The 22,769-nt window shown below is 35.3% G+C and carries 18 protein-coding genes; 15 read left to right on the forward strand and 3 right to left on the reverse strand.

The window, feature by feature from the left end; genetic code table 11:
* The first annotated feature begins 82 nt into the window (after nucleotides 1-82).
* The 10 genes from ACI7T6_RS03310 (at nucleotide 83) to ACI7T6_RS03355 (ending at nucleotide 15,439) form a co-directional block, all read left to right on the forward strand.
* A complete protein-coding gene (locus ACI7T6_RS03310) occupies nucleotides 83-1,483 on the forward strand; it encodes an NTP/NDP exchange transporter (RefSeq protein ID WP_404665001.1) in 1,401 nt (466 codons plus the stop codon).
* 421 nt (nucleotides 1,484-1,904) lie between these two features.
* Nucleotides 1,905-3,764: an AAA family ATPase gene (locus ACI7T6_RS03315; RefSeq protein WP_404665002.1), complete on the forward strand. Its 1,860-nt coding sequence runs from the start codon at nucleotides 1,905-1,907 to the stop codon at nucleotides 3,762-3,764.
* A gap of 47 nt (nucleotides 3,765-3,811) precedes the next feature.
* The gene (locus ACI7T6_RS03320; protein ID WP_404665003.1) at nucleotides 3,812-4,249 is read left to right on the forward strand and encodes a PaaI family thioesterase; all 438 of its coding nucleotides are present in this window, start codon (nucleotides 3,812-3,814) and stop codon (nucleotides 4,247-4,249) included.
* A 233-nt stretch (nucleotides 4,250-4,482) separates the two neighbouring features.
* A complete protein-coding gene (locus ACI7T6_RS03325) occupies nucleotides 4,483-5,472 on the forward strand; it encodes a hypothetical protein (RefSeq protein ID WP_404665004.1) in 990 nt (329 codons plus the stop codon).
* Between the two features lie 332 nt (nucleotides 5,473-5,804).
* Nucleotides 5,805-7,673 (forward strand): signal peptidase I, encoded by a 1,869-nt coding sequence (gene lepB, locus ACI7T6_RS03330; protein ID WP_404665005.1) that lies wholly within the window; start codon nucleotides 5,805-5,807, stop codon nucleotides 7,671-7,673.
* Between the two features lie 557 nt (nucleotides 7,674-8,230).
* Nucleotides 8,231-10,174, forward strand: a complete 1,944-nt coding sequence (locus ACI7T6_RS03335) for a tetratricopeptide repeat protein (RefSeq protein WP_404665006.1) — start codon at nucleotides 8,231-8,233, stop codon at nucleotides 10,172-10,174.
* Nucleotides 10,144-10,539, forward strand: a complete 396-nt coding sequence (locus ACI7T6_RS03340; RefSeq protein WP_404665007.1) for a transposase — start codon at nucleotides 10,144-10,146, stop codon at nucleotides 10,537-10,539. Before ACI7T6_RS03335 ends, ACI7T6_RS03340 begins: the two co-directional genes overlap by 31 nt.
* The gene (locus ACI7T6_RS03345) at nucleotides 10,508-10,954 is read left to right on the forward strand and encodes a transposase (protein ID WP_404665008.1); all 447 of its coding nucleotides are present in this window, start codon (nucleotides 10,508-10,510) and stop codon (nucleotides 10,952-10,954) included. Before ACI7T6_RS03340 ends, ACI7T6_RS03345 begins: the two co-directional genes overlap by 32 nt.
* Nucleotides 10,955-11,233: 279 nt before the next feature.
* On the forward strand, nucleotides 11,234-11,881 hold the full coding sequence (locus tag ACI7T6_RS03350; RefSeq protein WP_404665009.1) for a hypothetical protein: 648 nt from the start codon (nucleotides 11,234-11,236) through the stop codon (nucleotides 11,879-11,881).
* A gap of 321 nt (nucleotides 11,882-12,202) precedes the next feature.
* Nucleotides 12,203-15,439, forward strand: coding sequence for a hypothetical protein (locus ACI7T6_RS03355; protein ID WP_404665010.1), 3,237 nt, complete (start codon nucleotides 12,203-12,205; stop codon nucleotides 15,437-15,439).
* A gap of 184 nt (nucleotides 15,440-15,623) precedes the next feature.
* Here the strand turns inward: ACI7T6_RS03355 and ACI7T6_RS03360 are convergent, their stop codons facing one another.
* Complete coding sequence (locus ACI7T6_RS03360; RefSeq protein ID WP_404665011.1) at nucleotides 15,624-16,154, reverse strand: CesT family type III secretion system chaperone; 531 nt, start codon at nucleotides 16,152-16,154, stop codon at nucleotides 15,624-15,626.
* 275 nt (nucleotides 16,155-16,429) lie between these two features.
* Between ACI7T6_RS03360 and ACI7T6_RS03365 the strand changes: the two genes are divergently transcribed.
* The 4 genes from ACI7T6_RS03365 to ACI7T6_RS03380 all read left to right on the forward strand — a co-directional run bounded on the left by ACI7T6_RS03365 (nucleotide 16,430) and on the right by ACI7T6_RS03380 (nucleotide 19,914).
* Nucleotides 16,430-17,074, forward strand: coding sequence for a CT253 family lipoprotein (locus ACI7T6_RS03365; RefSeq protein ID WP_404665012.1), 645 nt, complete (start codon nucleotides 16,430-16,432; stop codon nucleotides 17,072-17,074).
* A 14-nt stretch (nucleotides 17,075-17,088) separates the two neighbouring features.
* Nucleotides 17,089-17,931 (forward strand): lysostaphin resistance A-like protein, encoded by an 843-nt coding sequence (locus ACI7T6_RS03370; protein ID WP_404665013.1) that lies wholly within the window; start codon nucleotides 17,089-17,091, stop codon nucleotides 17,929-17,931.
* Between the two features lie 124 nt (nucleotides 17,932-18,055).
* A complete protein-coding gene (locus ACI7T6_RS03375) occupies nucleotides 18,056-18,802 on the forward strand; it encodes a PP2C family protein-serine/threonine phosphatase (RefSeq protein WP_404665014.1) in 747 nt (248 codons plus the stop codon).
* On the forward strand, nucleotides 18,799-19,914 hold the full coding sequence (locus ACI7T6_RS03380) for a cysteine desulfurase family protein (protein ID WP_404665015.1): 1,116 nt from the start codon (nucleotides 18,799-18,801) through the stop codon (nucleotides 19,912-19,914). The genes ACI7T6_RS03375 and ACI7T6_RS03380 overlap by 4 nt, the downstream gene beginning before the upstream one ends.
* Before the next feature lie 27 nt (nucleotides 19,915-19,941).
* On the opposite strand, the gene ACI7T6_RS03385 is transcribed toward ACI7T6_RS03380, so the two are convergent.
* Complete coding sequence (locus ACI7T6_RS03385) at nucleotides 19,942-21,606, reverse strand: hypothetical protein (RefSeq protein ID WP_404665016.1); 1,665 nt, start codon at nucleotides 21,604-21,606, stop codon at nucleotides 19,942-19,944.
* Nucleotides 21,607-21,913: 307 nt separating this feature from the next.
* On the opposite strand from ACI7T6_RS03385, the gene ACI7T6_RS03390 reads away from it, so the two are divergent.
* Nucleotides 21,914-22,252 (forward strand): hypothetical protein, encoded by a 339-nt coding sequence (locus tag ACI7T6_RS03390; protein WP_404665017.1) that lies wholly within the window; start codon nucleotides 21,914-21,916, stop codon nucleotides 22,250-22,252.
* A gap of 87 nt (nucleotides 22,253-22,339) precedes the next feature.
* On the opposite strand, the gene ACI7T6_RS03395 is transcribed toward ACI7T6_RS03390, so the two are convergent.
* Nucleotides 22,340-22,765 (reverse strand): ATP synthase subunit C, encoded by a 426-nt coding sequence (locus tag ACI7T6_RS03395; protein WP_404665018.1) that lies wholly within the window; start codon nucleotides 22,763-22,765, stop codon nucleotides 22,340-22,342.
* Nucleotides 22,766-22,769: the final 4 nt, after the last annotated feature.

Genomic DNA, 22,769 nt, shown 5'->3' on the forward strand with positions numbered 1-22,769 from the left:
TTGATCTCGGATGTTTTTTCGAAATAAAAAAATATTGTCTATTTTTTGAAATTCTATTATGAGAAAGCTGAAGGAGAAAACTATGGGCTCACGGCTTTTACATGTATTTCAATCGATCTGCCGTTTCAATTTTGGCTATTTCGAAAAAGAGGAATTTAAAAAATTTCTTCGAATGGGGCTTATCTTTGCCCTGATCATTGGTGTCTATTGGACACTTAGACCTTTAAAAGATGCTATTTTTATCCAGCTTGTTGATAAACTCCAACTCCCCTTAGCAAAAACGCTCTCTGTGATTGCACTTCTTCCTCTTGTGATGTTTTACACCAAGCTTTTAGAAAAAAACTCCCGGGAGAAAATGCTCATGTTATTACCTTTTTTCTACGGAATCATGGTATTTCTTTTTGGAATGTTGATGTTCTTTTTTCAAGAAGGTCAAGATATCATTAGAGAGCGAAGCGGAGGGTTTCTCATCGCTACAAAGGCTGTTGGCTACCTCTGGTATCTCTTTGTTGAGAGCTTTGGATCTTTAGTTGTTGCGCTTTTTTGGGCATTTTCTGCAGATACGACAAATCCCGCTTCTGCAAAAAGGGGATTTCCCCTTGTTGTAGCTATTGGTCAGCTTGGTGGTATTATTTTCCCCTATTCTATTGGAGGGCTTCCTCATAGACTCGGTCTTGAGACAGATGTTCTTTCGATGATGTGCTTAGGGTTTCTCACACTCCTCATCATCCCCCTTGTAAAATACTTTCTTAAGGCAACTCCCTCTCACTTGCTCTCCTCATTTCAAGAGTCTCAAGCGATTAAAGAAGTTACTCCGCATGAGCCAGGATTTTTAGAAGGGTTTAAGCTGATGATCAAGCATAAATATTTGCTGGGCATTTTTGCAGCTAACTTCATTTATGAAGTGATCGTCACCATCTTTGATTTTAACTTTAAGGTAGCAGCAGGTGAACAATTTACGGGAGTAGCTCTTAGTCACTATCTTTCACTTTACGGCTCCAGCGTTAATGTTGTGTCTTTAAGCTGCTTGCTTTTAGGAATCAGTAATATTACCCGGTTTTTAGGAGTTGGCATTGCTCTTGCTCTTATGCCCATCATTGTAGGAGTAGCTCTCTTTGGGTTTTTAACTGTGGATACGCTCTCTTTCCTCTTTAGCTTAATGGTTGGCGCCAAAGCGATTAATTACGCCTTAAATGGTCCGGCTCTTAAACAGCTTTATATTCCCACCTCACAAGATGTGAAATTTAAAGCTCAAGCGTGGATTGAAACATTTGGATCAAGAGCTTCCAAGGAAGCGGGATCTCTTTTTAATCTTCTCCTCTCCTTCCTTCAAAAAACATTTGGAGCAGTTGCAGGAAGAGCCCACTATCTTACGCTCAGCGGGATCTTAGGGTTTCCCCTTCTTCTGATGTGGTTCATGACAGCGATTTATTTAGGGAAGACATTCCGTAAAGCTGTGGAGGAGAAAAATATTATCTGTTAAGAAGGGCTCTTTTCATGATATAGGCTGTATAAAAAAATACTACTTTTTTATACAGCTTTTTTCACTTTTTATTTGTAGGGCAAAAGGTCTATTTTGATAAAATCAAGAATGCTGATCTACTTGATCATCGGATGAATTATCTTCGTATAGCCAGGGATATTCAATCCTAAATCAGCTTGTTTTATATAAGATTCTCCATTCAAAAGCTTGACGCTCTCATCTTTTAGCCCCTTTATATTGTAATCAGGCGGGATCCCTTTTCTTGCTTGATAAAAAAAATATTGTCTCATGCTTTCTAAAACTTACCTTTTTTTGCTTCATTTTCTGATTTATCAATGAGTGAGTACAACACAAATCAATGCCTCCATTGATAGATAACGGTTTATAACTGTAATATAATGCTTAGTCAATGAAGGTGTTCGTGTCAATTAAGCAGTTAGTCAGCCAAAACTATAAGATAGCAATAGGAATGCCAGGCTCTTTGTCTTCTAGCTCAAGGCAAGTAACAAATGCTTTCCTTTCCTTTTTTAACTCAAAGATTCAGCTAAGAAATAGTTCTCAATCTTCTAAAAATCCTTATTTTCAAAAGCCTCTTTTAACCTCGTTGTCCTCTCGAATTTCCTCTTATAACGTTAAAAATCAAAAAATCCCTCTAGGAATACAAACCATTGAAGATGTTTTAAAAAATAACTATGTCTATGTTGATAAAACACATTTTGCAAAACAATTGATCGAAGGGGGGAAATACTATTTTATTAACCGACCGCGAAGGTTTGGAAAATCTTTATTTATCAGCATGCTAAAATCTATTTTAGTTGGAAATAAAGAGCTTTTCAAAAATCAAAGCATTTATCAGACTAAATATGATTGGAAAGAGCGTTCAGTCATCCATTTGGATTTTTCCCAAATGAATACACGGCAATTAGGAGGAGCTGAAAAGGACTTAGAATATAAAATTATTAACATAGCCGCAAGCCATGGGATCGTTTTAAATACTCCTTCAGTGGAGACCAAATTTAGCCTATTAATTGAAGAATTATTTCATAAGCATCAAAAAAAAGTTGCAGTTTTAATTGATGAATACGATAAACCGCTAACAGATAATTTAGATGAACAAGAGATTGCAGATGAAAATCGCCGTCTTATTCGGTCATTTTTAGGAGTGCTTAAAGGCTCTGATGCCTATTTAGATTTTGTCTTTATTACAGGAGTCTCAAAATTTTCTCACGTATCTCTTTTTTCCGGGGCAAATCAATTAAAAGATATTACCATACACCCTTCGTATGCAGCGATGATGGGATATACAGAAAAAGAGATGTATAATGCTCTAGGCCCTCTCATTAAAAATACCATTCGATCTCAAACTCATCAAAAAAAAGCCGTTAGCAAAAAGCAGCTATTTTCTAAAATGGAAGAAATTAGGAGTTGGTATAACGGATACCGATTTTCAAAAGAAGATATAAAAGTTTACAATCCTCATTCAATTTTAAATTACCTAGAAGAAAAAGGAGAGTTTAAAAACTATTGGATGCAGTCTGGATCACCTGCCTATCTTATTAAACAAATTGAAAAAGAATTCAATCTAGAAATGTATTTAGGCGGTGCTAGAGTGCAAGAAGAGGATTTGTTAGGCCATTTTAATGTTGATACGATCAATATCCCTGCCTTAATGTGGCAAACAGGATATTTTACCATTCATCATTATGATCCAGTTTCCCGCTTTTACACCTTAGATTTTGCTAATCAAGAAATAAAATCTTCCTTTTCAAAATTGTTAATGTCTCACATGACTAAACTTTCATTATCATATATCAATAATTTATCTCTTGATTGTAAGAAAAGTTTAGAAAACATGGATCTTCAAACGTTTTTTGATAAGATTAATACGCAATTTGCAACGATTTCCTATCAAGTTCATAAAAGTCCAGTTGATGAGAAATTTTTTCATATAAGCCTTAGCTTATTCCTAGCTGGAATGAATATTCCTTATCGTCTTGAAGAGAGTACAAATTTAGGCCGTGCTAGTTTATTAATAGATATAGATAAACACATCTATGTGATTGAGATCAAAAAAGATAAAAACGCACAAGCAGCTTTAGATCAAATGTTAGAAAAAGAGTCTATCACAAAGTTTAAGACAAAATTTAAAGGAAAAGATATTATTGCACTCGGTATTAACTTTGATCCAAAAACAAAAAGTATTAATGATTGGGAAGCGCAAGTATTTTCATCAGAAGGTGAAAAAAAGCAGCAATTATCTTACGCTCCTAAGCAAAAATAAAAAAATTACGATGGTCATTATTACCCTTTAAAACAAGAGAGATTTCTATGAATTCTTCACAACAGCCCCTTTGGAAAACATCCTCTTCTCTTGAAGAGTTAGACCATCTTTGCCGCCTATCATTTATAAGCCATTTAGGTATTTACTTCACTCGTATGGGAAATCGTGACCTTGAAGCTGAAATGGTCATTCAGCCCTACCACCTTCAACCGATGGGAATTGTTCATGGAGGAGTGTGGGCAGCTTTTGCTGAAACCGTTGCAAGTGTTGCTGCCAACTTAGCTTTAGATCAAAATAGTTATTATGCAGTAGGGACAAACCTTACCGTCAACCACCTTAAATCGGTTTCATCAGGGAAAATTGTAGCTATCACATCTCCTGATCATATCGGTCTTTCAACACAGGTTTGGTCTATTCAGATTCAAGATGAAAACAAGAGAGTGATAGCTGTTGCAAGACTGACTGTCTCTAATCTAAAAAAATAGTAAACCTATTTAATGAATAAGAAGAGCTCTTTAAACAGCTCTTCTTTCTTACAGTGCTTCTTAAGAAAAAGCGCTCCTCATCAAGCTTAATCTGAGGAAGAGCTAGAGTAGAAAAGAGTTTTTTAGATGCATGATTCTTGCATCAAAATGATAAAATCAGGTATACCACAGAAAACCCTTTATTTGTTTTAAAGACAATTAAAAACATTTAAACAACATTTATTGTTAATTACATGAAAAACCTATTAGTCATTTTATCTTTATTTTTTCTCATTCCTCTTCACTCCTTCTCACTCAAAGATAAAATTATTAAGGGGAAAGAGGGAGATTATGTTGTCATTGAGCAAGGAAAAATGGCTTCTTGCTTGTTAATACGGAAGATGTCTTTAGAGCATATTCTTTTTGAAGAAATCACTATTCCCTCCCTTGCCTATCCTCCTAAAGATCTTTTATGGAAAGAGTGGATTCATCAAGGAGCTCCTGGACACACCGCATGGACAAGTTATTTAATTAATATCAAAACAGATGAATTAGAAGAGTGCTACTCTCACTCTGAGCAAACATGGTTCTCAGTTAAAGACCCTAACCATTTTTTACCTCAACTGCTTAAACTCCCTTTATATCAATCTCAAGAAGCTGATCGAAAAAAAATTGGCCCTCCTCCTTTAGAAGGGGAAAAAGATCACAGATCTCTTTGGCATCCTCCCTTAATTGTAGAGGGACAAAAAATTGAAAAACCCTCCATTACCACATGGGTCACTAAATGGCCCTCTGATGAATCTCTCATGGCAAATAGCGACATTGAGATGTACTTCTCTTCTTTAGCTTTTCCCGTATGGATTGAAGTGAAGATCCCTCACTATAAAGTCAACTTAAGATCTATTGATATAGGGCACGGTATAAAGTCCCCTCAACCGATTGTTTTTAAACGTTCTTTGCAGTTTAAACAGCTTCCTACACTCTCTGATGACGCTCTAAGCTTTACGATTGAATCCCCCTCTTATTATGCGCCGGTTAAAGTCTTTGCAGTGTTAGTTTCCTCTAAACGAGAAATGATTGAAATTGGAACCATCCCCTTTCATCACACCTCATTTGCCCCCTTTTCCCTATCAAGATCCAGTTTATCTCAGTTTCTTATACAAGGTGAAAGGTACCAAATTGCTCTTAAGCCTTCTCTTTATCCTCATTTGATCACCTACTCTCCTTCCTTCTTCGACTTATAAAACAGCTATTTATCAACAATCTTTCCACATTTTAAATCACTCTAGACTATTAGGAGCATAAATCACTTATAATCAATGAGTTAAAAACGGTTATTTCGGCATAAAAATGGATTTTTTAATCGCCTTTTCCGCCAAGTTATCAACAGGTTTTCCACATCTTTCAAGAAACTGTTTCGGCTGTTTTTCTCTGATGAAAAAATCGATTAGGAGGATATTCTCTATCATGCTAGACTCCGCTTTTAATTCTTTCACATGGAAAGAAAAAACCTACATTATACCCCTCTAATCATCAGATGGGGTGTATGAACTTTAAGTTGATTGGAGAATGATGTATGAAAGCGTGGTTTCAGCTGAGAAAGAGTAAAAAAGTTTTAATTCATGTCTATTTAAAGCTTCAGCAGGTTAAACACCGCCTTCCTGACTCAGTTTATCAAGAAATCAAAGGTAAACTTCTGGAACTCCAAGAGGCTATTTTAACAAAACAGGTGAATGCCACATCTAATCTGATTAAATCTTTAAATCACCTCTATAAAAAACATCTAAAAAAGACCTCTTTTAAGCAAATAGTTAGCTCTATTTTGGGAATTTTGTTTGCCCTCTTTATAGCCATGTTAATTAGACAGGTGTGGTTTGAGCTGTATGAAATTCCAACAGGATCGATGAGGCCAACTTTTAAAGAACTCGATAGACTATCGGTCTCTAAAACAGCCTTTGGAGTCAATCACCCCTTTACTACGGGCCATTTTTACTTTAATCAAGAATTGATTAAACGAAATAACATTGTGATTTTCACCACTGAAAACATGGATTTTAGAGACTCTGATACGCTTTATTTCTACCTCTTTCCCGGTAAGAAAATGCTTGTGAAAAGAGCAATTGGAAAGCCTGGAGATACGCTCTATTTCTATGGAGGGCAAATCTACGGCGTTAATGCCCAAAATAAAGATATATCGCATAAACTTAGAACTCCTGAATTAGAAAAAATTGATCACATCCCTTTCATTTCTTTTGAAGGAACCCGTCTTTCTACAACCACATCAATCATTCCAGGGGTTCACTCTCCTGTCATGATTTATCAAATGAATGAGCCGATCGCAAGGTGTTACGCTTTAAGTTCAACTCAAGCAAAAGGAGAACTTCTTCCTCGTATCACCAAAAGATCACCTGGCATTCATTATAATGAGCTGTGGGGCATTGGAAACTATGCGATGGCAAGATTACTCACAAAAGAGCAAGTGCGTGTTTTAAGTGAACACGACCCTTCGCAAATAGAAGAGGGGCTTCTCTATTTAGAACTTAGACACCATCCCAATCTAGAAAATACGCGTATGGGGTATGATGAGATGCACAGGTTACGCCCTTTAATTGGCCTATCCACCTCCATTATTCCCCTTCAGGAGTCTCATCTTAAAGCTTTAATGCATAACCTTTATACAGCCCGTTTTATTGTGGATAAAGGGTTTGCATACCGTTATGGCGTTAATCCGCAAAAATTTGGTGCTCAAGCCTTTTTTCCCTACTTTCCAGGGATTCCTGATGGAACATACGAATTTTATTATGGAAAAGCCTCTTCTATTGGATGGCAAGGCATATCTCATGAACTCCCTCTTTCTCATCCTCTCTACTGGTTTGATCTTCAACGGACCCAGCTCTTATTTAATATTGGGATGGAGTTTGATACAAGATACAATCCTCAAGGAAAAGAGCAGTCCATCTACCCTTCTCGTTATGCCTATTTTAGAGAAGGAAACCTCTATCTGATGGGAGCGCCTATTATTTTAAAAGATGACCCAGCCCTCATCCGTTTCATCGAAAGAGAAGAGAAAAGAAAAAATACTTCCCGCACTCACTATGAACCGTTTATTGATGCTGGAGCCCCCCTTCTCTCAGACGGCTCTTTAGATATTGAAAAAGTGAAAAAATATGGCTTAACTGTTCCTCCTAAAATGTATCTTGTCCTTGGAGATAACCATGCCAATAGCGGAGATAGTAGAGAATTTGGATTTGTCCCTGAAGCTAATTTAAAAGGGGGCCCCTCCTTTATATTTTGGCCTCCAGGACACAGGTTTGGAGCGCCTAATCAGCCAAGTTATGCCCTCTTGAATCCTGGAAGAGTTGTGGTTTGGAGTTTAGCTTGCATCTCTATTTTAGGATGGATGGCTGTTCAACGAAAAAGGACCAAACTCCCTTTAAAGTTTTAAAGCCCTAGGCTTTACTCTTCAAAAGAGAGTAAAGCTCTCCTATATTTTGATTATTATAGCAAAAACTAGCTGTTCTCTATTTTTTAGGAGTAGCTCCTATCTTGTTATGTAAAAAAATCTTTTTTTACGGCCAGGAGATCGCTCTATTTGAGAGAACCGAGATCTTTATTAACTTTTCTTATAGCCCCCTCTAAACTGCACTTAAGTGATTAGATATTAGAAAGATGTGTAATAGCTTTAGGTATCATACCACCATCTAAATTGTTTAGCTCAATTTCTATACAAAATTTAGACTTAAATTAAGATTAACCAGATGGCCTGCATCTCATTAAGAGAAAAGGGTAAACAAAAAAAGGGTGATAGCCCTCTTGGTTTAAAAATTTTCACTTCTATTTTTTAGATGGGTTTTTATTAATGGAAAACAAGAATAAATTTACCATGAAAGGATCATCATCCTTGAAATAATGTCCTTAAAAAATCTATAAATACTACTGCTAAGCTAGTTTAATGTATTTCTTTACAAGCTAACTTAAGAGTGATAAATTCGGAGATCATTCATGGCAATTAGACCCTATTCTTTAATAGAGGCTCAATCACCTCAAACCCCTCATGAAGAAAATTCATCATCTACTTTGGGAGAAATCAGTCATGAAAAACCCTCTAAACAGCTTCGGATGGATACATTTTCTGCTGATAAAATAGAGGCATCTTTATCTCAAAATACAGAGTCTTTAAAAACAGAACAAATTGCAAATGCCATTTTTGCAACAGCTCCAAATAAAAATAGTGATACTAATTCACCTATTTTATCTACTCATCACATCATAGAGCCTTTAAATGATCCATCTAGTAGAGAAATAGAGTCTCTTATTAAGTTAATCGACCTTAATCCTAAACAGACAGCTCCTTACTTTAAACTCGCAAATCTTCTTAAAAAGGATGAAACAGTAAAACTTTTAAATGGTAAGTCTTATACAGAAAAGAAACTTTATCTTAAAGCCATTGATCTAGGGGCTAAAGAGAGAAATTTTTACTCCTATCTTGCTAATTGCCTCGAAGAAGATGAAATGGTACAACTCTTAAATGGTGAAACTTATACGCAGAAAGATCTTTATACTAAGGTGATTGATCTCAATTCCACATGCCAATTTTCTTACTACAACCTTGCAATGATCCTTAAGACAGATGAAACCGTAGAGCTCTTAAATGGCAATATTTACACTCAGAAGGAACTCTATATTAAGGCGATTGATCTTAATCCTAAGACGTATAATCCCTATGATGCCCTTGCACATTTCCTTGAAAAAAATGAAAGCATACAGCTCTTAAATGGTGAGTGTTATACAAAGAAAAAACTTTATCTTAAGGCGATTGACCTGAACCATCAATATAGCAATGCTTACAATAATCTTGCAAATTCCCTTGAGAAATATGAAACAATAGAGCTCTTAAACGGTAAAGAGTACACATCTAAAGATCTTTATATAAAAGCGATTGATCTTGATCCTAAAAAGGGACTTTATTACCACAATCTAGCAGGTCGCCTTGCGGAAAATGAAATAATAAAGCTCTTAAATGGTGAAATATATACATCTAAAGATCTTTATATAAAAGCTATTGATCTTGACCCCGAAAATGGAAATAGTTACCAATTACTTGCTAAACTTCTTGATGAAGGCGAAAAAATCCAATTTTTAAATGGAAATTTTTACACTCAAAAAGAACTGTTTTTAAAATCACTAGATTTAGGCAGCTTCAGAACTTATGAAACTCATAAATTTTTAAAGCAAATCTACATTCAAGAAATTGAGCAAAATCCCAAAAATATAAAAAGTTATTTTGATTTAATTATAATTCTCGATCTCCAAAATAAAGAAAGTTATTTTGATTTAATTACAATTTCAAGAGGCATTTCTATCTTGACGACGGAGAAATTTAAAATAAATCAAAAAAATATCTCAATGGAATTTCTTTTTAGAGAAGCTCTTGATTTAGATCCAGTTCAGGCTTTTAGTTTGCAATTTGCCCCTGCCTTTTTATGCATGGGTTCTTTTCTACATAGTAAAACGGTATCTATCCTTGATAATCTTAATAGTAAGTTGACTATTGAAGATTTATCTTTTAAAGAAACACTTTTAAAGCAAGGAACTTCTATAACATTGAAAAATCATCAAGTTCTCTCTACAAAAGCCATCTATGACCATGCGCTCTCGCTTCTTTCCTTGACATATTTAAAGCGTAGAGGAGATCAAGAAGTAGGAAACTATCTTTCTTATAGGAAGCCTATCTTATTACAAGATAAGGTAAAATTTACAAAATTGATGGCTTACACGTATGCCTATCAAAGTAATCAACTTCCAACTCTTTTGATGAAAATAGGTGATGCCCTTCATCCTGAGAGACTGTCTGTAAACTTAATAAAATTGCTATTATGGTATAATCATTCTTCCAATCATAGGAGGAAAAAACCATGGCTCGGCAAAATTATCCGTCTGATTTAAATGATAAAGAATGGGATTTAATCAAAGAATTTGTAGAAACAGATTTTTCAAAAGGAGGTAGACCTTATAAATACTCTCGAAGAGAAATCTTAAATGGGTTTTTTTATGTCTTAAAAACAGGCTGCCAGTGGAGGTATCTTCCTTCAGATCTTCCCCATTGGAAAACTGTCTATCTACAACATAGAAGATGGATGAGGCAAGGGATTTTTGAGGAAATTTATAAGAAGCTCCACCGACTCGAGAGACTGAGGAATAATAAAACTCCTAAACCGTCAGCTGGGATCATTGATAGCCAGTCTATAAAGACTGGAGAAAAAGGCGGTATTAGAGGCTTTGACGGAGGAAAAAAAAATCAAGGGACGTAAGAGGCATCTACTCGTTGATCATTTAGGATTTCCTCTAGCACTAGAGCTAACTGCAGCTAATGTAGGAGATCGAGAGGGATTTAAGTTGCTATTAGACAAATACAAAGAGCACACTCCTAATATAGTTTTTGCAGATAGCGGATATAAAGGTAAGGATTTTGAACAAGAGTGCATGAATCAGGGGGTAAAAGTACAGCCCGTTCCAAGGAATGAAGGGTGGTGTCTGAAGACAAATTCTTTAAAAGTTATTCAGGGATTTCAAGTTGTTGCTAAAAGATGGATTGTAGAGAGATCATTCGCGTGGCTGGGTAAATACAGGCGTATGGTAAAGGATTATGAGTTGATACTGACTGTAAGCAAGGCCATGATTTGGATGGTATTCATTAGATTACTCTTAAGTAGACTTGGGAATTAAGGTTTACAGACCATCTCTGAGAAACGTATCCTATTAGATGATAAACTTTATGAAAAAAGAACATGTTATGAAGAAGCTGCTCAACAAGACTGTGAATATAATTTTTTATTCAAACAAGCCGAATCTCTTTATTCTCATGAATATTTAAGAAAACAAGAATTATTTTCTGCTGCTTTAGAGTCTGCTTACTTTAACTGCAAAGATCATTTTGAGGCCTATACCACATTAGCAAGAATTCTTTCTCAGCATACACTTCAAAATATTGACTTTAAATACCTCTTGATTTTTGGAGAGTGTCTAAAAAGTTATAAAAATCTTAATTCTAAAAAGATCACAGATTCTATTGAAAGACATTATGAATCTTTAGATAGTCAGTATAAATATGATAATTTAGAGAACATAAATATTAATAATAGTCTTTATTTAACAAAGAAGCAGGAATTTTTACTTGAGTTATTAACCTATTTACCTTTTTGTGAAGAAGCTTATGTAGCTCTTGCAGCAAGTTTTCAAACTCCCTTAATCATTCATGAAAAGAGCTATATCTCAAAAGAATCCCTTTATTTAAAAGCCATTGATCTTAATCCTGAGTATAGCTTGTCTTACTTTCTTTTAGGAAAAGAGCTCTTCACTAAGAAGAGCAAAACCATTCAACTTCTAAATGGAGTCACACTATCTTATAAACAGCTTTTAATGAGAGCAATCCAGTTAGGTACATATCAAGCAGAAGCGTACCATTTAGCAGCTCTTAGTATGCATGATCAGGAAGGCATTCTTCTTTTTGATGAAAAGATAATTCTTTCAAGAGGGGATCTCTTTATCCGGGCATTTGAATTAGATTTTACACGAGTCATCGACTTGGAGAATTTTATTTATTATATAAAAAGAAATCCAATGAATATGAGCTCTTTAACTCAAACCACTTAAAAAATTAAATATTAAAAAACTTTTACTCACTATTGCACAGAAGTAGGACAAATTTTCTCGTTAATCTTATAGAAGGGTTAACTGCTTACTCTAAAAATAAGAAGTGCCCCTCCTTAAGGAAAGGGGGAGTGAATTAGATTAAAAAATTATATCGTTAATCCAAAATGAGTTTTCATTAATGAAAAATAAGGATAAATTTACCATAAAAGAATCATCCTCTTGCAATAATGCCCTTAAAAAAATCTATAAATATTACTGCTAAGCCAGTTTAATGTATTTCTTTACAAGCTAAATTAAGAGTGATAAATCCGGAGATAAATCATGACAATTAGACCCTATTCTTTAATAGAGGCTCAATCACCCCAAACTCCTCATGAAGAAAATGCATCGTCTACTTTAGGAGAAATCAGTCATGAAAGACCCTTTAAACAGCTTCGGATGGATACATTTTCTTCTGATAAAATAGAGACATCTTTATCTCAAAATATAGAGTCTTCAAAAACAGAACAAATTGCAAATACTATTTTTGCAACAGCTCTAAATAAAAATGATGATGCTGCTTCATCTATCTTAGCTACTCACCAAATTGTAGAGCCTTTAAATGATCAACCTAGTTTAGAAATGGAGGCTCTTATTAAGGCCATTGACCTTGATTCTAAGCAAGCAATTTCTTACCATAAGCTTGCAACTCTTCTTAAAAAGGATCAAACGGTAAAACTTTTAAATAGCAAGTCTTATGCAAAAAAGGATCTCTATCTTAAAGCGATTGATCTAGAGCCTCAAGAGGGAGATTTTTACTTCTATCTTGCTGATTGCCTCGAAAAAGATGAAACGATACAACTCTTAAATGGTAAAACTTATCCAATAAAAGATCTTTATATTAAAGCAATTGATCTCAATCCTGTACACCAGCTTTCTTACTACAATCTTGCAGTGATCCTTGGAAAAGATAAAACAGTAGAGCTCTTAAACGGTAACACTTATACAAAAAAAAATCTTTATGTTAAGACGATTGATCTCAACCCTCAGGACCCATTTTCTTACTCTCATCTTGCAACACTCCTCAAGAAAGATGAAACAGTTGAGCTCTTAAATAATGAAACTTATACGCCAAAAAATCTTTATATTAAGGCAATTGATCTCAATCCTAAGATGGGAAGTTTTTACTATAATCTTGCAACAACTCTCAAGGAAAATGAAACAATAAAGCTCTTAAATAATGAAACTTATACGCAAAAAAATCTTTATATTAAGGCGATTGATCTCAATCCTAAACACCAATCTTCTTACTACAATCTTGCAAGTCTCCTTGAAGAAAATGAAACAGTAAAGTTCTTAAATGGTGAAATTTACACCCTAAAAGATCTTTACATTAAGGTGATTGATCTCAATCCTAAACACCAATCTTCTTACTACAATCTTGCAATAATCATTAAGAAAAATGAAACAATAGAGCTCTTAAATGGTGACATTTACATACAGAAGGAACTCTATATTAAGGCGATTGATCTCGATCCTGAATGTTGTAATTCCTACTATGGTCTTGCTAATCTCCTTGAAGAACATGAAACAGTTGAGCTCTTAAATGGTAAAGAGTACACATCTAAAGGTCTTTATCTAAAAGCGATTGATCTTGATCCTAAAGAAGGACTTTATTACAGCAATCTCGTAAATCTTCTTGAGGATTATGAAACAATAGAGCTTTTAAATGGTGAAGTGTATACCCCTAAAGATCTTTATATAAAAGCTATTGATCTTAATCCTCAAGAGGAAAGCTCTTACAGCAATCTTGCAGCTCTTCTTGAGAAAAATGAAACAATAGAGCTTTTAAATGGTGAGATGTATACATCTAAAGATCTTTATCTAAAAGCACTTGATCTTGATCCTGAAAATGGAGATAGTTATCACTTGCTTGCTAAACTGCTTACTGAAGGTGAAAAAATCCAATTTTTAAACGGAAATTTTTGCAATCAAAAAGAATTGTTTTTAAAATCATTGGATTTAAGTCACTGCAAAATTTATGAGAATTGTAAACACTTAGATTTAAGCACCCGTAGAGTTTATGAAACTCACAAATCTTTAAAACAAATTTATATCCGAGAAATTGAGCAAAATCCCAAAAATATCGAAAGTTATTTAGATTTAATCATGACGATAGGAAATAGCCCTGTCTCTTCAATGAGTACAGAAGAAATTAAAATAAATCAAAAAAATGTCTCAGTAGAATTTCTTTTTAAAGAGGCTCTTGATTTAGATCCTATTCAAGCTTTTAGCTCGCAATTTGCCCCAGCTTTTTTATCTATGGCTTCTTTTCTACATGATAAAACAGTAGGCATTCTTAATGGCATTAAAAATAAATGCATCATCCAAGATCTAGCTTCTAGTGAAATGCTTTTAAAACAAGGAACATCTATAATATTAAAAAATCATCAAGTTCTTTCTACAAAAGCACTCTATGACCATGCGCTCCCTCTTCTTTCATTGGCATATTTAAAGCGTAGAGGAGATCAACACATAGGAAACTATCTTTCTGATAGGAAGCCTATCCGACTAAAAGATAAGGTGAAATTCACAAAATTGATGGCTTATACGTATGCCTATCAAAAAAATAAACTTCTACCTCTTTTGATAAAAATAGGTGATGCTCTTCATCCCGAGACGCGTGTCTTATTAGATGATAAACTTTATGAAAAAAGAACATGTTATGAAGAAGCTGGTCAACGTCAATATGAGCATAACTCTTTATTCAAACAAGCAGAGTCTCTTTATTCTCATGAGTCCTTAAGAAAACAGAAATTATTTTCTATTGCTTTAGAGTCTGCTTATTCTAACTGCAAAAATCATTGGGAAGCCTATACCACATTAGCAAAAATCCTTTCTGAGCATACACTTCAAAATGTAGATTCTAAATACCTCTTGATTTTTGGAGAATGTCTAAAAAGTTATAAAAATCTTAATCGTAAAAAGGTCACAGGTTCTATTGAAAAATATTATACATCCTTAGATAGTCAGTATAAATATGATAATTTAGAGAACGTAAATATTGATGATAGTTTTTATTTTATAAAGAAGCAGGAATTTTTACTTGAGTTATTAACCTATTTACCTTTTTGTGAAGAGGCTTATGTGGCTCTTGCAGCAAGTTTTCAAACTCCCTTGATCATTCATGAAAAGAGCTATACCTCAAAAGAATCCCTTTATTTAAAAGCCATCGATCTTAACCCTGAGTATAGCTTGCCTTACTTCCTTTTAGGAAAAGAGTTCTTTGCCAAAAAGAATAAAACTATTCAACTTCTAAATGGAGTCACACTATCTGATAAACAGCTTTTAATGAGGGCAATCCAGCTAGGTACATATCAAGCAGAAGCGTACCACTTAGCAGCTCTTAGTATGCATGATCAAGAAGGCATTCTTCTTTTTGATGAAAAGATAATTCTTTCAAGAGGAGATCTTTTTATCCGGGCATTTGAATTAGATTTTAGACGGGTCATTGACCTGAAGAATTTTATTTATTATGTAAAAAGAAATCCAACAACTTCAATGAATAGCAGTTCTTAGCTAGCGGACTTGGGTTAACCTATTTTTCTTTCTAAAAATCTATGAGAAGGCAAAAGGCATCTGAACCTTTATGCTATTTTTGCTATTGAAAAAGATGTATAAGATCAAGAAGAGTAAAAAACTAAAAAATTACTCTGAATAAAAAAATCCTATCTTAGGAAAAGATAGGATTTTTTAAGCAAAATTAAATTTTAATAAAAGGTTGCTGTGGTGATAAACTTGGACCTTGTTTAGGAGCTCCAACATTCATAGGATTTTGAGCAGGAGGCATATCCTCTTCTACAGGCTCTCTTCCTTCTGAAATGTCTTTTGCTTTTCTTCTCCATTTCTCTACAGTCTCAACAAAAACAGGAGCAAACCGGCTTAAAAGAAAACCGTCAGCTGCAATCCCCATTTCAATGACAGAGTGCATTAAAACAAGTTCTTCTTTTGTCGCAACGCCAACTCCGCCGCCAGCCATTTGAGCTCCAAGCATAGAGCCGCTAAGTAAAGCTTCATAGAGCTTTAATTTAAGGCTATCTTGCTTAGGAAGTCCATCTAACACAGGAGAATAGAGGTAGAGTCTATCTGAGTGCGGTTCATAAGTGATGTGTAAAGAAAAGGCGTTATCGATTCCAAGGATACAGGTGTGATTTTCATCAAATTGTAACTCTTCTGATATTTTTAAATCTTTGCCGAGCTCTTTGAGATTAGCTTTTGCATTTTCGTATGACATTTAAACTCCTTCTAGCGAAATTGGATCTTTTTTTCTTCCCTGTTTGGAAGGGTAATCTATATAAAAGGTGAGTTTCTCAGTTTAAGAAAATAAATGCAAATAGATTTCTCTATGAAAAAAGAGAAGCAAAAAAACCATTCTTTTATGTTCACATATCTTTTGATGGTTTACAATTCTAACTAGGGTCTGTCAGAGAATTCTCAATTTTGCTATTTTAGAGAGTCAATTAACAGATTGGATGAACCCTAAGCAATTTGAGATGGAGGTCTAATTCTATGAAACGCGTCACTTATATTCTTTTCTCTTTCACAATTTTTCTTGGAGGTTGCGGACACCATCAAGCTCCTTTCTCTATGGAAAAGCCCACTTCTAATAGACCTATTGTCTCCTTAGTTCCCGTGATTGATCACTCAAAGCCTCTAGCCAGATGGAATCTTTCTCAAGAGCTTTCTCAAACCATTAGAAGCCGGCTAGCTCACGAAGGAACGCTTTACCTTTTAAGTAAAGACCTTGTAGATAATCTCTCAGAAAAAATTAAACCGGGTAAAAACCCTTTTAGCCTTGATACCCAGTGGATTAAAAAAGCTTATCCTCCGAGTGAATTTATCGCTTTTTTTGAGCTTTTAAACCATAAGATCTCCCCTTTAAATCACTCTGAGTCCGATCTTCAGCCCACCTCTTCTTTTCTCAACATGTCAGTTAGAGTCCGTGTATTTGATGTGAGGGGAAGTTCTCCTCAAGTTGTTTTAGAAGAGCTTATTGAACACTCCCAATACCTTCCTCTTCAAGCAGAAAACACCTCTTGGGGCGATGATATGTTTGAGCTTTCTCCTGTAGGATTAGCTCATGAAAAGCTTTGCCAAGAGCTTGCAACACGTGTAGAAGATTATATTTTGATCCGTTCTGTTAGCAACATTTAGTCAAAAGGGATGCTATGCAAGATGCCATAATGGGCATCCTATCTTTGAGCTTGATAGGGTTGGTATTTACATTGATTGCCTCTTCTTTAGGTTTTTTTGATCTCCCCTCTTTAAAAAGACCCCCTATTGAACTATCTCAAGTGGCATCTTTATTTGCGATGTATCTCAGTTTTTTATTTCTTTCTCCCCTTTTTTTATCGTTTGCCCTCTCTTTAATCCCGTCTTACCCTAACATCTCTTATCAAACAGTAAGCATTCTGCAATTTGTCATCACAAGCAGTATGTTAATATCTTTATTCCTCTATACCTTATCTGATCGGCAAGGCAGGTTTAAAACTCTATTAAAACACCCTTGTAGTGACTCCTCTTATTTAAAAGATTTTGGCATCGGATGTTTGACATGGTTCATGGCTTTCCCTTTTGTAGCTGCCATAAACCAACTCTGTGATACAGCCCTATTTCCTTTTTTTGATGGAAAACCGTATGAGCAAGCAGCTGTAGCTTATCTGAAACACAATCTCGAAACGCCTCTTCAAGCATTCTTTGCTTTGACCTCCATTGTGATCATTGCACCCGTCATTGAAGAGTTTTTATTTAGAGGCATTTTACAACAGTACATTAAAAAATTCTTAAGCGTTAGATTGTCGATTGTTCTCACTTCATTTTTATTTGCGCTTTTCCATTTCTCTTCCTCACAACATTTAGGTAATGTGTCTTTGATTTCCTCTCTTTTTTGTCTTTCTTGCTTTTTAGGATATCTTTATGAAAAACAAGGATCTCTCTACGCTTCTATAGGACTTCATATGAGCTTTAATTTAGCAAGTTCTCTACAAATTATGTTGTTTCCAGAGGCATAACATGAAAAATACACCCTCTTGCATCAGTTAAACCGTATGCAGCTCAATTTATCTTTTTTTAAAAGTAAGGGCTCTTTAAATCAGCTCTCTTTCCTAACACTATCGCAGCAGGTAATTGTTTATTATGAAATTTAAAATGCCTTCTATTGAAACCTTTGGTATTTCAGATATTGGCCTTTCAAGGGAAAATAATGAAGATGTCTGGGGAGAACTCTTTGATGATCGATTTTATGTTTTAGCCGATGGAATGGGCGGGCACTTAGCTGGAGAAGTAGCTGCTAAAGAAGCTGTCTTACATTTTTGTGATGCGATCGATAAATATTTTAGAGACTTGACCCCTCCCACCATTTCTTCTGCAAAAAGGTATTTAGGAGAGACATTTATTTCAGCAAATTCCTGGATCAGAAGGCTTGGAAAAGACCATCCTGACCTCCATGGCATGGGAACGACTCTCTGCTCGCTTCTGATTTTAGAAGATCACATTATTATTGGTCATGTGGGAGATAGCCGCATTTATCAATTCCGCAATTCCCTCTCTCTTTTAACAAACGACCACTCACTAGAAAGACGGCTGATTGAAAAAGCTAAACAAGGTAGACCTTGCCACCCTTGCAAACATATTTTAACTAAAGCACTTGGCATCCACTCGATCATTGAACCTGATTTAGCAGAAACTCCTTATGCTGTAGGAGATATTTATATGCTTTGCAGCGATGGGCTTCATGATGCGATTTCTGATCATCAAATGGAGATGATCTTTAAAAAAAATCTCCCTCTTAAAGAACTCGCCATTCAACTTGTTGACCTTGCTAAAGAAGAAAAAGGAGATGATAACATCACTTTATTACTCATTAGAATTGGAAATCCATGAAAAGAGTTTATCTCGATAACAATGCAACAACTCAAGTGGATTATGAAGTTGTGAGCTGTATGCAAGAAGTTTTACTCTCAGCTCCTTTAAACCCTTCAAGTACCCACTCTTTTGGGCAAGAAGCCAAACACCATTTAACGCGTTCAAGAGACCTCATTGCCAAATTTTTGCATGTTCAGCCCAAAGAAATCATCTTTACATCAGGTGGAACAGAAGCGCTTAACTCCTTAATTCAAGGGTTTTATGCCCTTGATCCAGAGTGTCATATCATTAGCTCTAATGGAGAGCATCCAGCTGTTCAAAACACTTTGATCCACCTGCAAAAAAAAGGAGCCAAGGTTTCTTTTCTTCCAATAGGAAGAAAAGGATCAGTTGAGCCTCATGCTGTTCAAGAGGCGATCACTCCTCATACCCGCCTCATCGTCTTGATGGCTGTGAATAATATCACGGGAGTAAAAACAGATATTGATCAAATTGCAGTCATTGCAGAGAAAAATACCATCCCATTTATTGTAGATGGAGTGCAAATCCTAGGAAAAGAGCTCTTTAAAATTCCTAAGGGAGTATCTGCTATGGCATTTTCTTCTCATAAAATCCATGGACCTCAAGGAGTTGGGGCCTGCTTTTTACGCTCCTCTTATAAAATACCCCCTCTCATTATAGGAGGAGGGCAAGAGCTTGGAAGACGCAGTGGAACAGAAAATATTGCAGGCATTGTAGGTTTTGCAAAAGCGATTGATCTTCTTCATACTCATTTACCCTTAGCTACTGAGAAAATGGAGCGCCTTAAACAAAAGCTTATTTTAGGCATCCGCTCTTTTTTCCCTCAGCTCATTATTCATGGAGAAGGGCCTTTTATCTGTAATACTGTCCAGCTAGGATTTCCCTCTTTTGATGGAGAAACCCTTTTATTACAACTCGATTTAGCCGGAATTGCTGTCAGTCACGGCTCTGCCTGTACATCAGGAGGGCTTGAGCCCTCCCCGATTTTGCTAAATATGGGGGTACCCCCTTCTCTTGCAAGAGCAAGCCTTCGTTTTTCTTTAAGCCGCTTTACAACAGAAGAAGAGATTGATCAAACACTCTTAGCTCTCGCCTCTTTCATTCAATAGTCACTTAAAAGGGAAATCGAATTGGATTTATCCCTCTCTTGATGAAAAGAATTCTTCGTAAAATTTCTTTTCGATCTCTTCGATAAGATCTGGGATAGTTTTTTCTCTCCCTGTGCTTCTTAACAAACTTCCGATGGAATCTACCCAACTGCTCAGGTTAGGATTAAGTGAAAATGATCTTAAGATCTGTTGATACCTTTGGCAATTTTCTATCGAAATCAGCTCTAATGTTTCTATATCAAAGTGTAGCGGCCTGTCATTTTCATAACCAGCTAGCCACCAGTAATCGATTTTGAATTCCTTAGGAACTTTAAAACATTCTTCATGATTAATACCATAGATGACTTCTAAGTTTATCGTTAAAATATCATTAAAACTTCGATTTGCATTACAAAATAAAATATCAAAAATTAAAAGCGCCTGAAGGCTCTTGCGAAATTCGCTGCTAAATATGGATCGCTCAACAAAGATAGAAAGCGGTTCAGCTTTGAGAATCACATGATCGAGTTGCCCTGTAATATTTTTGGTTCGGATTAAAAATGTATCTAAAATAGGAAACCCTCGGTGAAAATTCATCGCCGAAGCATAAAGTGTAGACTTCTTTGTCTCAAATAAATTAGGAGATGCCCACTCAGGTTTAAAAATCCAAGGATAGATATCTTTTCTGTTCCCCAAAATATAAGATGGAAATTGTCCATCTTGTCCTGTCCAATCTTTCATTGTATATAAAGGTGCCCCATTGATAATCTGCCTATAAAGCGCCCCTAAAGGCTTTTTGAGCTGCTCTCTAATGGGCGTGAGGTAAATATTGGGGTTTTCTTTTTCATGTAAAAAACGTCCCTCTTTTATGGCCTCAAAAGTTGGATAATTTCTAAGTAACATTAAGCTATGATAGAGATCTTTAATCGCTGCAAAAGCTTCGCTTTTTTGAAAAATATCTCCCCCTTCTCTATTTTGCAATAAGAGTAAAGATTGGTATATATTCTCTATAAACGTATCTGTAATGACCCGGGTATTTTTATAGTCAAAAAAATTGTAACTTATGACTGAAATAAGCCTCTCTAAATGATTTGCATTTAATATAGATTCTTTATCATAGTCATCAATAAAACAATTGGCAATTTTACCCTTAATATATTCCATCGATTCATCTTCAATAGGATCATTTACTAACAATTGATTTGGTGAAAAATTTCTTATTGGATAAGGAGATCTCTCTTCACCAGAACCTTCACTCTGTTTTAAAGGGGCATGATTAATAGGCAAATTTTGCTCTGAATCTTGCGTAAAAACAGGGTTAGATTGAAGGTAACGAGAAAAAAATATATTTAACCTATTACCCCTTTCCCTCTCTTGTATTTCTTGCTCGAGAGCTAATTGTGATTCTTGATCGCTATCTGTCTCTTCTTTATTAGGACTTCCTTGATATAGAGGTGAAGAAGTGAGTTGGAGTGAATAAGAATTGTCCTCCTCATCATTGGAAGTGTTATGCAAGGCACTAGGGATACTAGAAGAGCGTGCCCCATGAGGCGAAGCAGCTGTAAATATATTCTCTTCTTGAACCACTTCATTGACTCTATAAGCTGTTTCTTGAGAGCTTTCATTCTTGCTTTTTTTATTCAATTGAGAGCTTTCAGTCTCTTCTTGAGTCCTTTTACTCACATTTTCTTTAAAATTATTATTAATTGTCATGAATCCCCCCTCACATCTTCTTAAAAACAGGTCTCTCACCTTTTTGATTAAAACGATATACCCCCTATGAATTAAAAAACATTGTTAAATTAATGTTACACCCATTATTAAATCTATTAATTCAAAATTAACACATTGAGTTTTCGATTCAATTGAGAACTCATTTTTCAATTTTGATTAGTTATCAATATGCTGTTGTTAATTACTCTCATCTTAAAGGTTAGATGGCTTATTTTAAAATTGTTAACTATTGAAATAAACACCCTATTTGTCCAAAATAAGAGCGTTAACACAAGGCAGGTTTTTTATGTTAATCCAAGATCTTATCAACCCCAAAACACATGAATCTGTAGCACAGGTTACAAGAAATAATGCAGGAGAGATTCTTGATGTGAAGGTGCATGCCTATATGCTCGTTCAGTCACTGAAATTTAACGGCATGTTAATTCCTCAAAAAGAGAGAACCGATGATAAACAGACCCATCTCTATTTAAATGACCAATCCAAAAACCCCCCTTACTTTGCTAAGCTATTTGTCGAGTATTTTTATGATAATATGCTTGCTAAAGTAGGTTTCTACTGGAAAGAGGCGCAAACGTTAGATGAAACCCCTCTTCATCAACAATTTGGCACGTTGAAAATTTAATCCTCCTCCTTTCTTTTTATCAAGAAATGAAGTGATGGCTATTGGCAATGAAGAATCATTGCCAATAGTTAAAGAACTCTTTTTTGCTTAAATCAAAAGCAGGGCAAACACAAAGGCAAAAAGAGAAAATGACTCAATAATCCCTAAAGCAATCAAACATTTCCCAATAATTGCTGGCTGCTTAGCTGACGCTTGAATCCCTGACGCTGCGCACATGCCTTGATAAACAGAGGAAAAAAGAAGAGCGAGGCCCACAGAAAACCCAATCCCTATTCCTGAAAGAGCAGAAAGCGTCCCTGCATTAATGCTGTCTCTCATTAAAAGCATTAAAATGAACCCAAAAATTGACTGAGAAGCTGCCATTCCAGACATCCCAATAAACTGACTGTGATTCTCTTCTACACGGCTCATGACAGCATGACACGCCATTCCTCCAATTGCACATCCAATTGAACTTCCAATACATCCTAGCCCTAACACAAGAGCGGGTCCAACCATTGCATAATCCATCAAAATT

The sequence above is a fragment of the Rhabdochlamydiaceae symbiont of Dictyostelium giganteum genome, from assembly GCF_964291045.1.
Lineage (GTDB): Bacteria > Chlamydiota > Chlamydiia > Chlamydiales > Rhabdochlamydiaceae > PALSA-1444.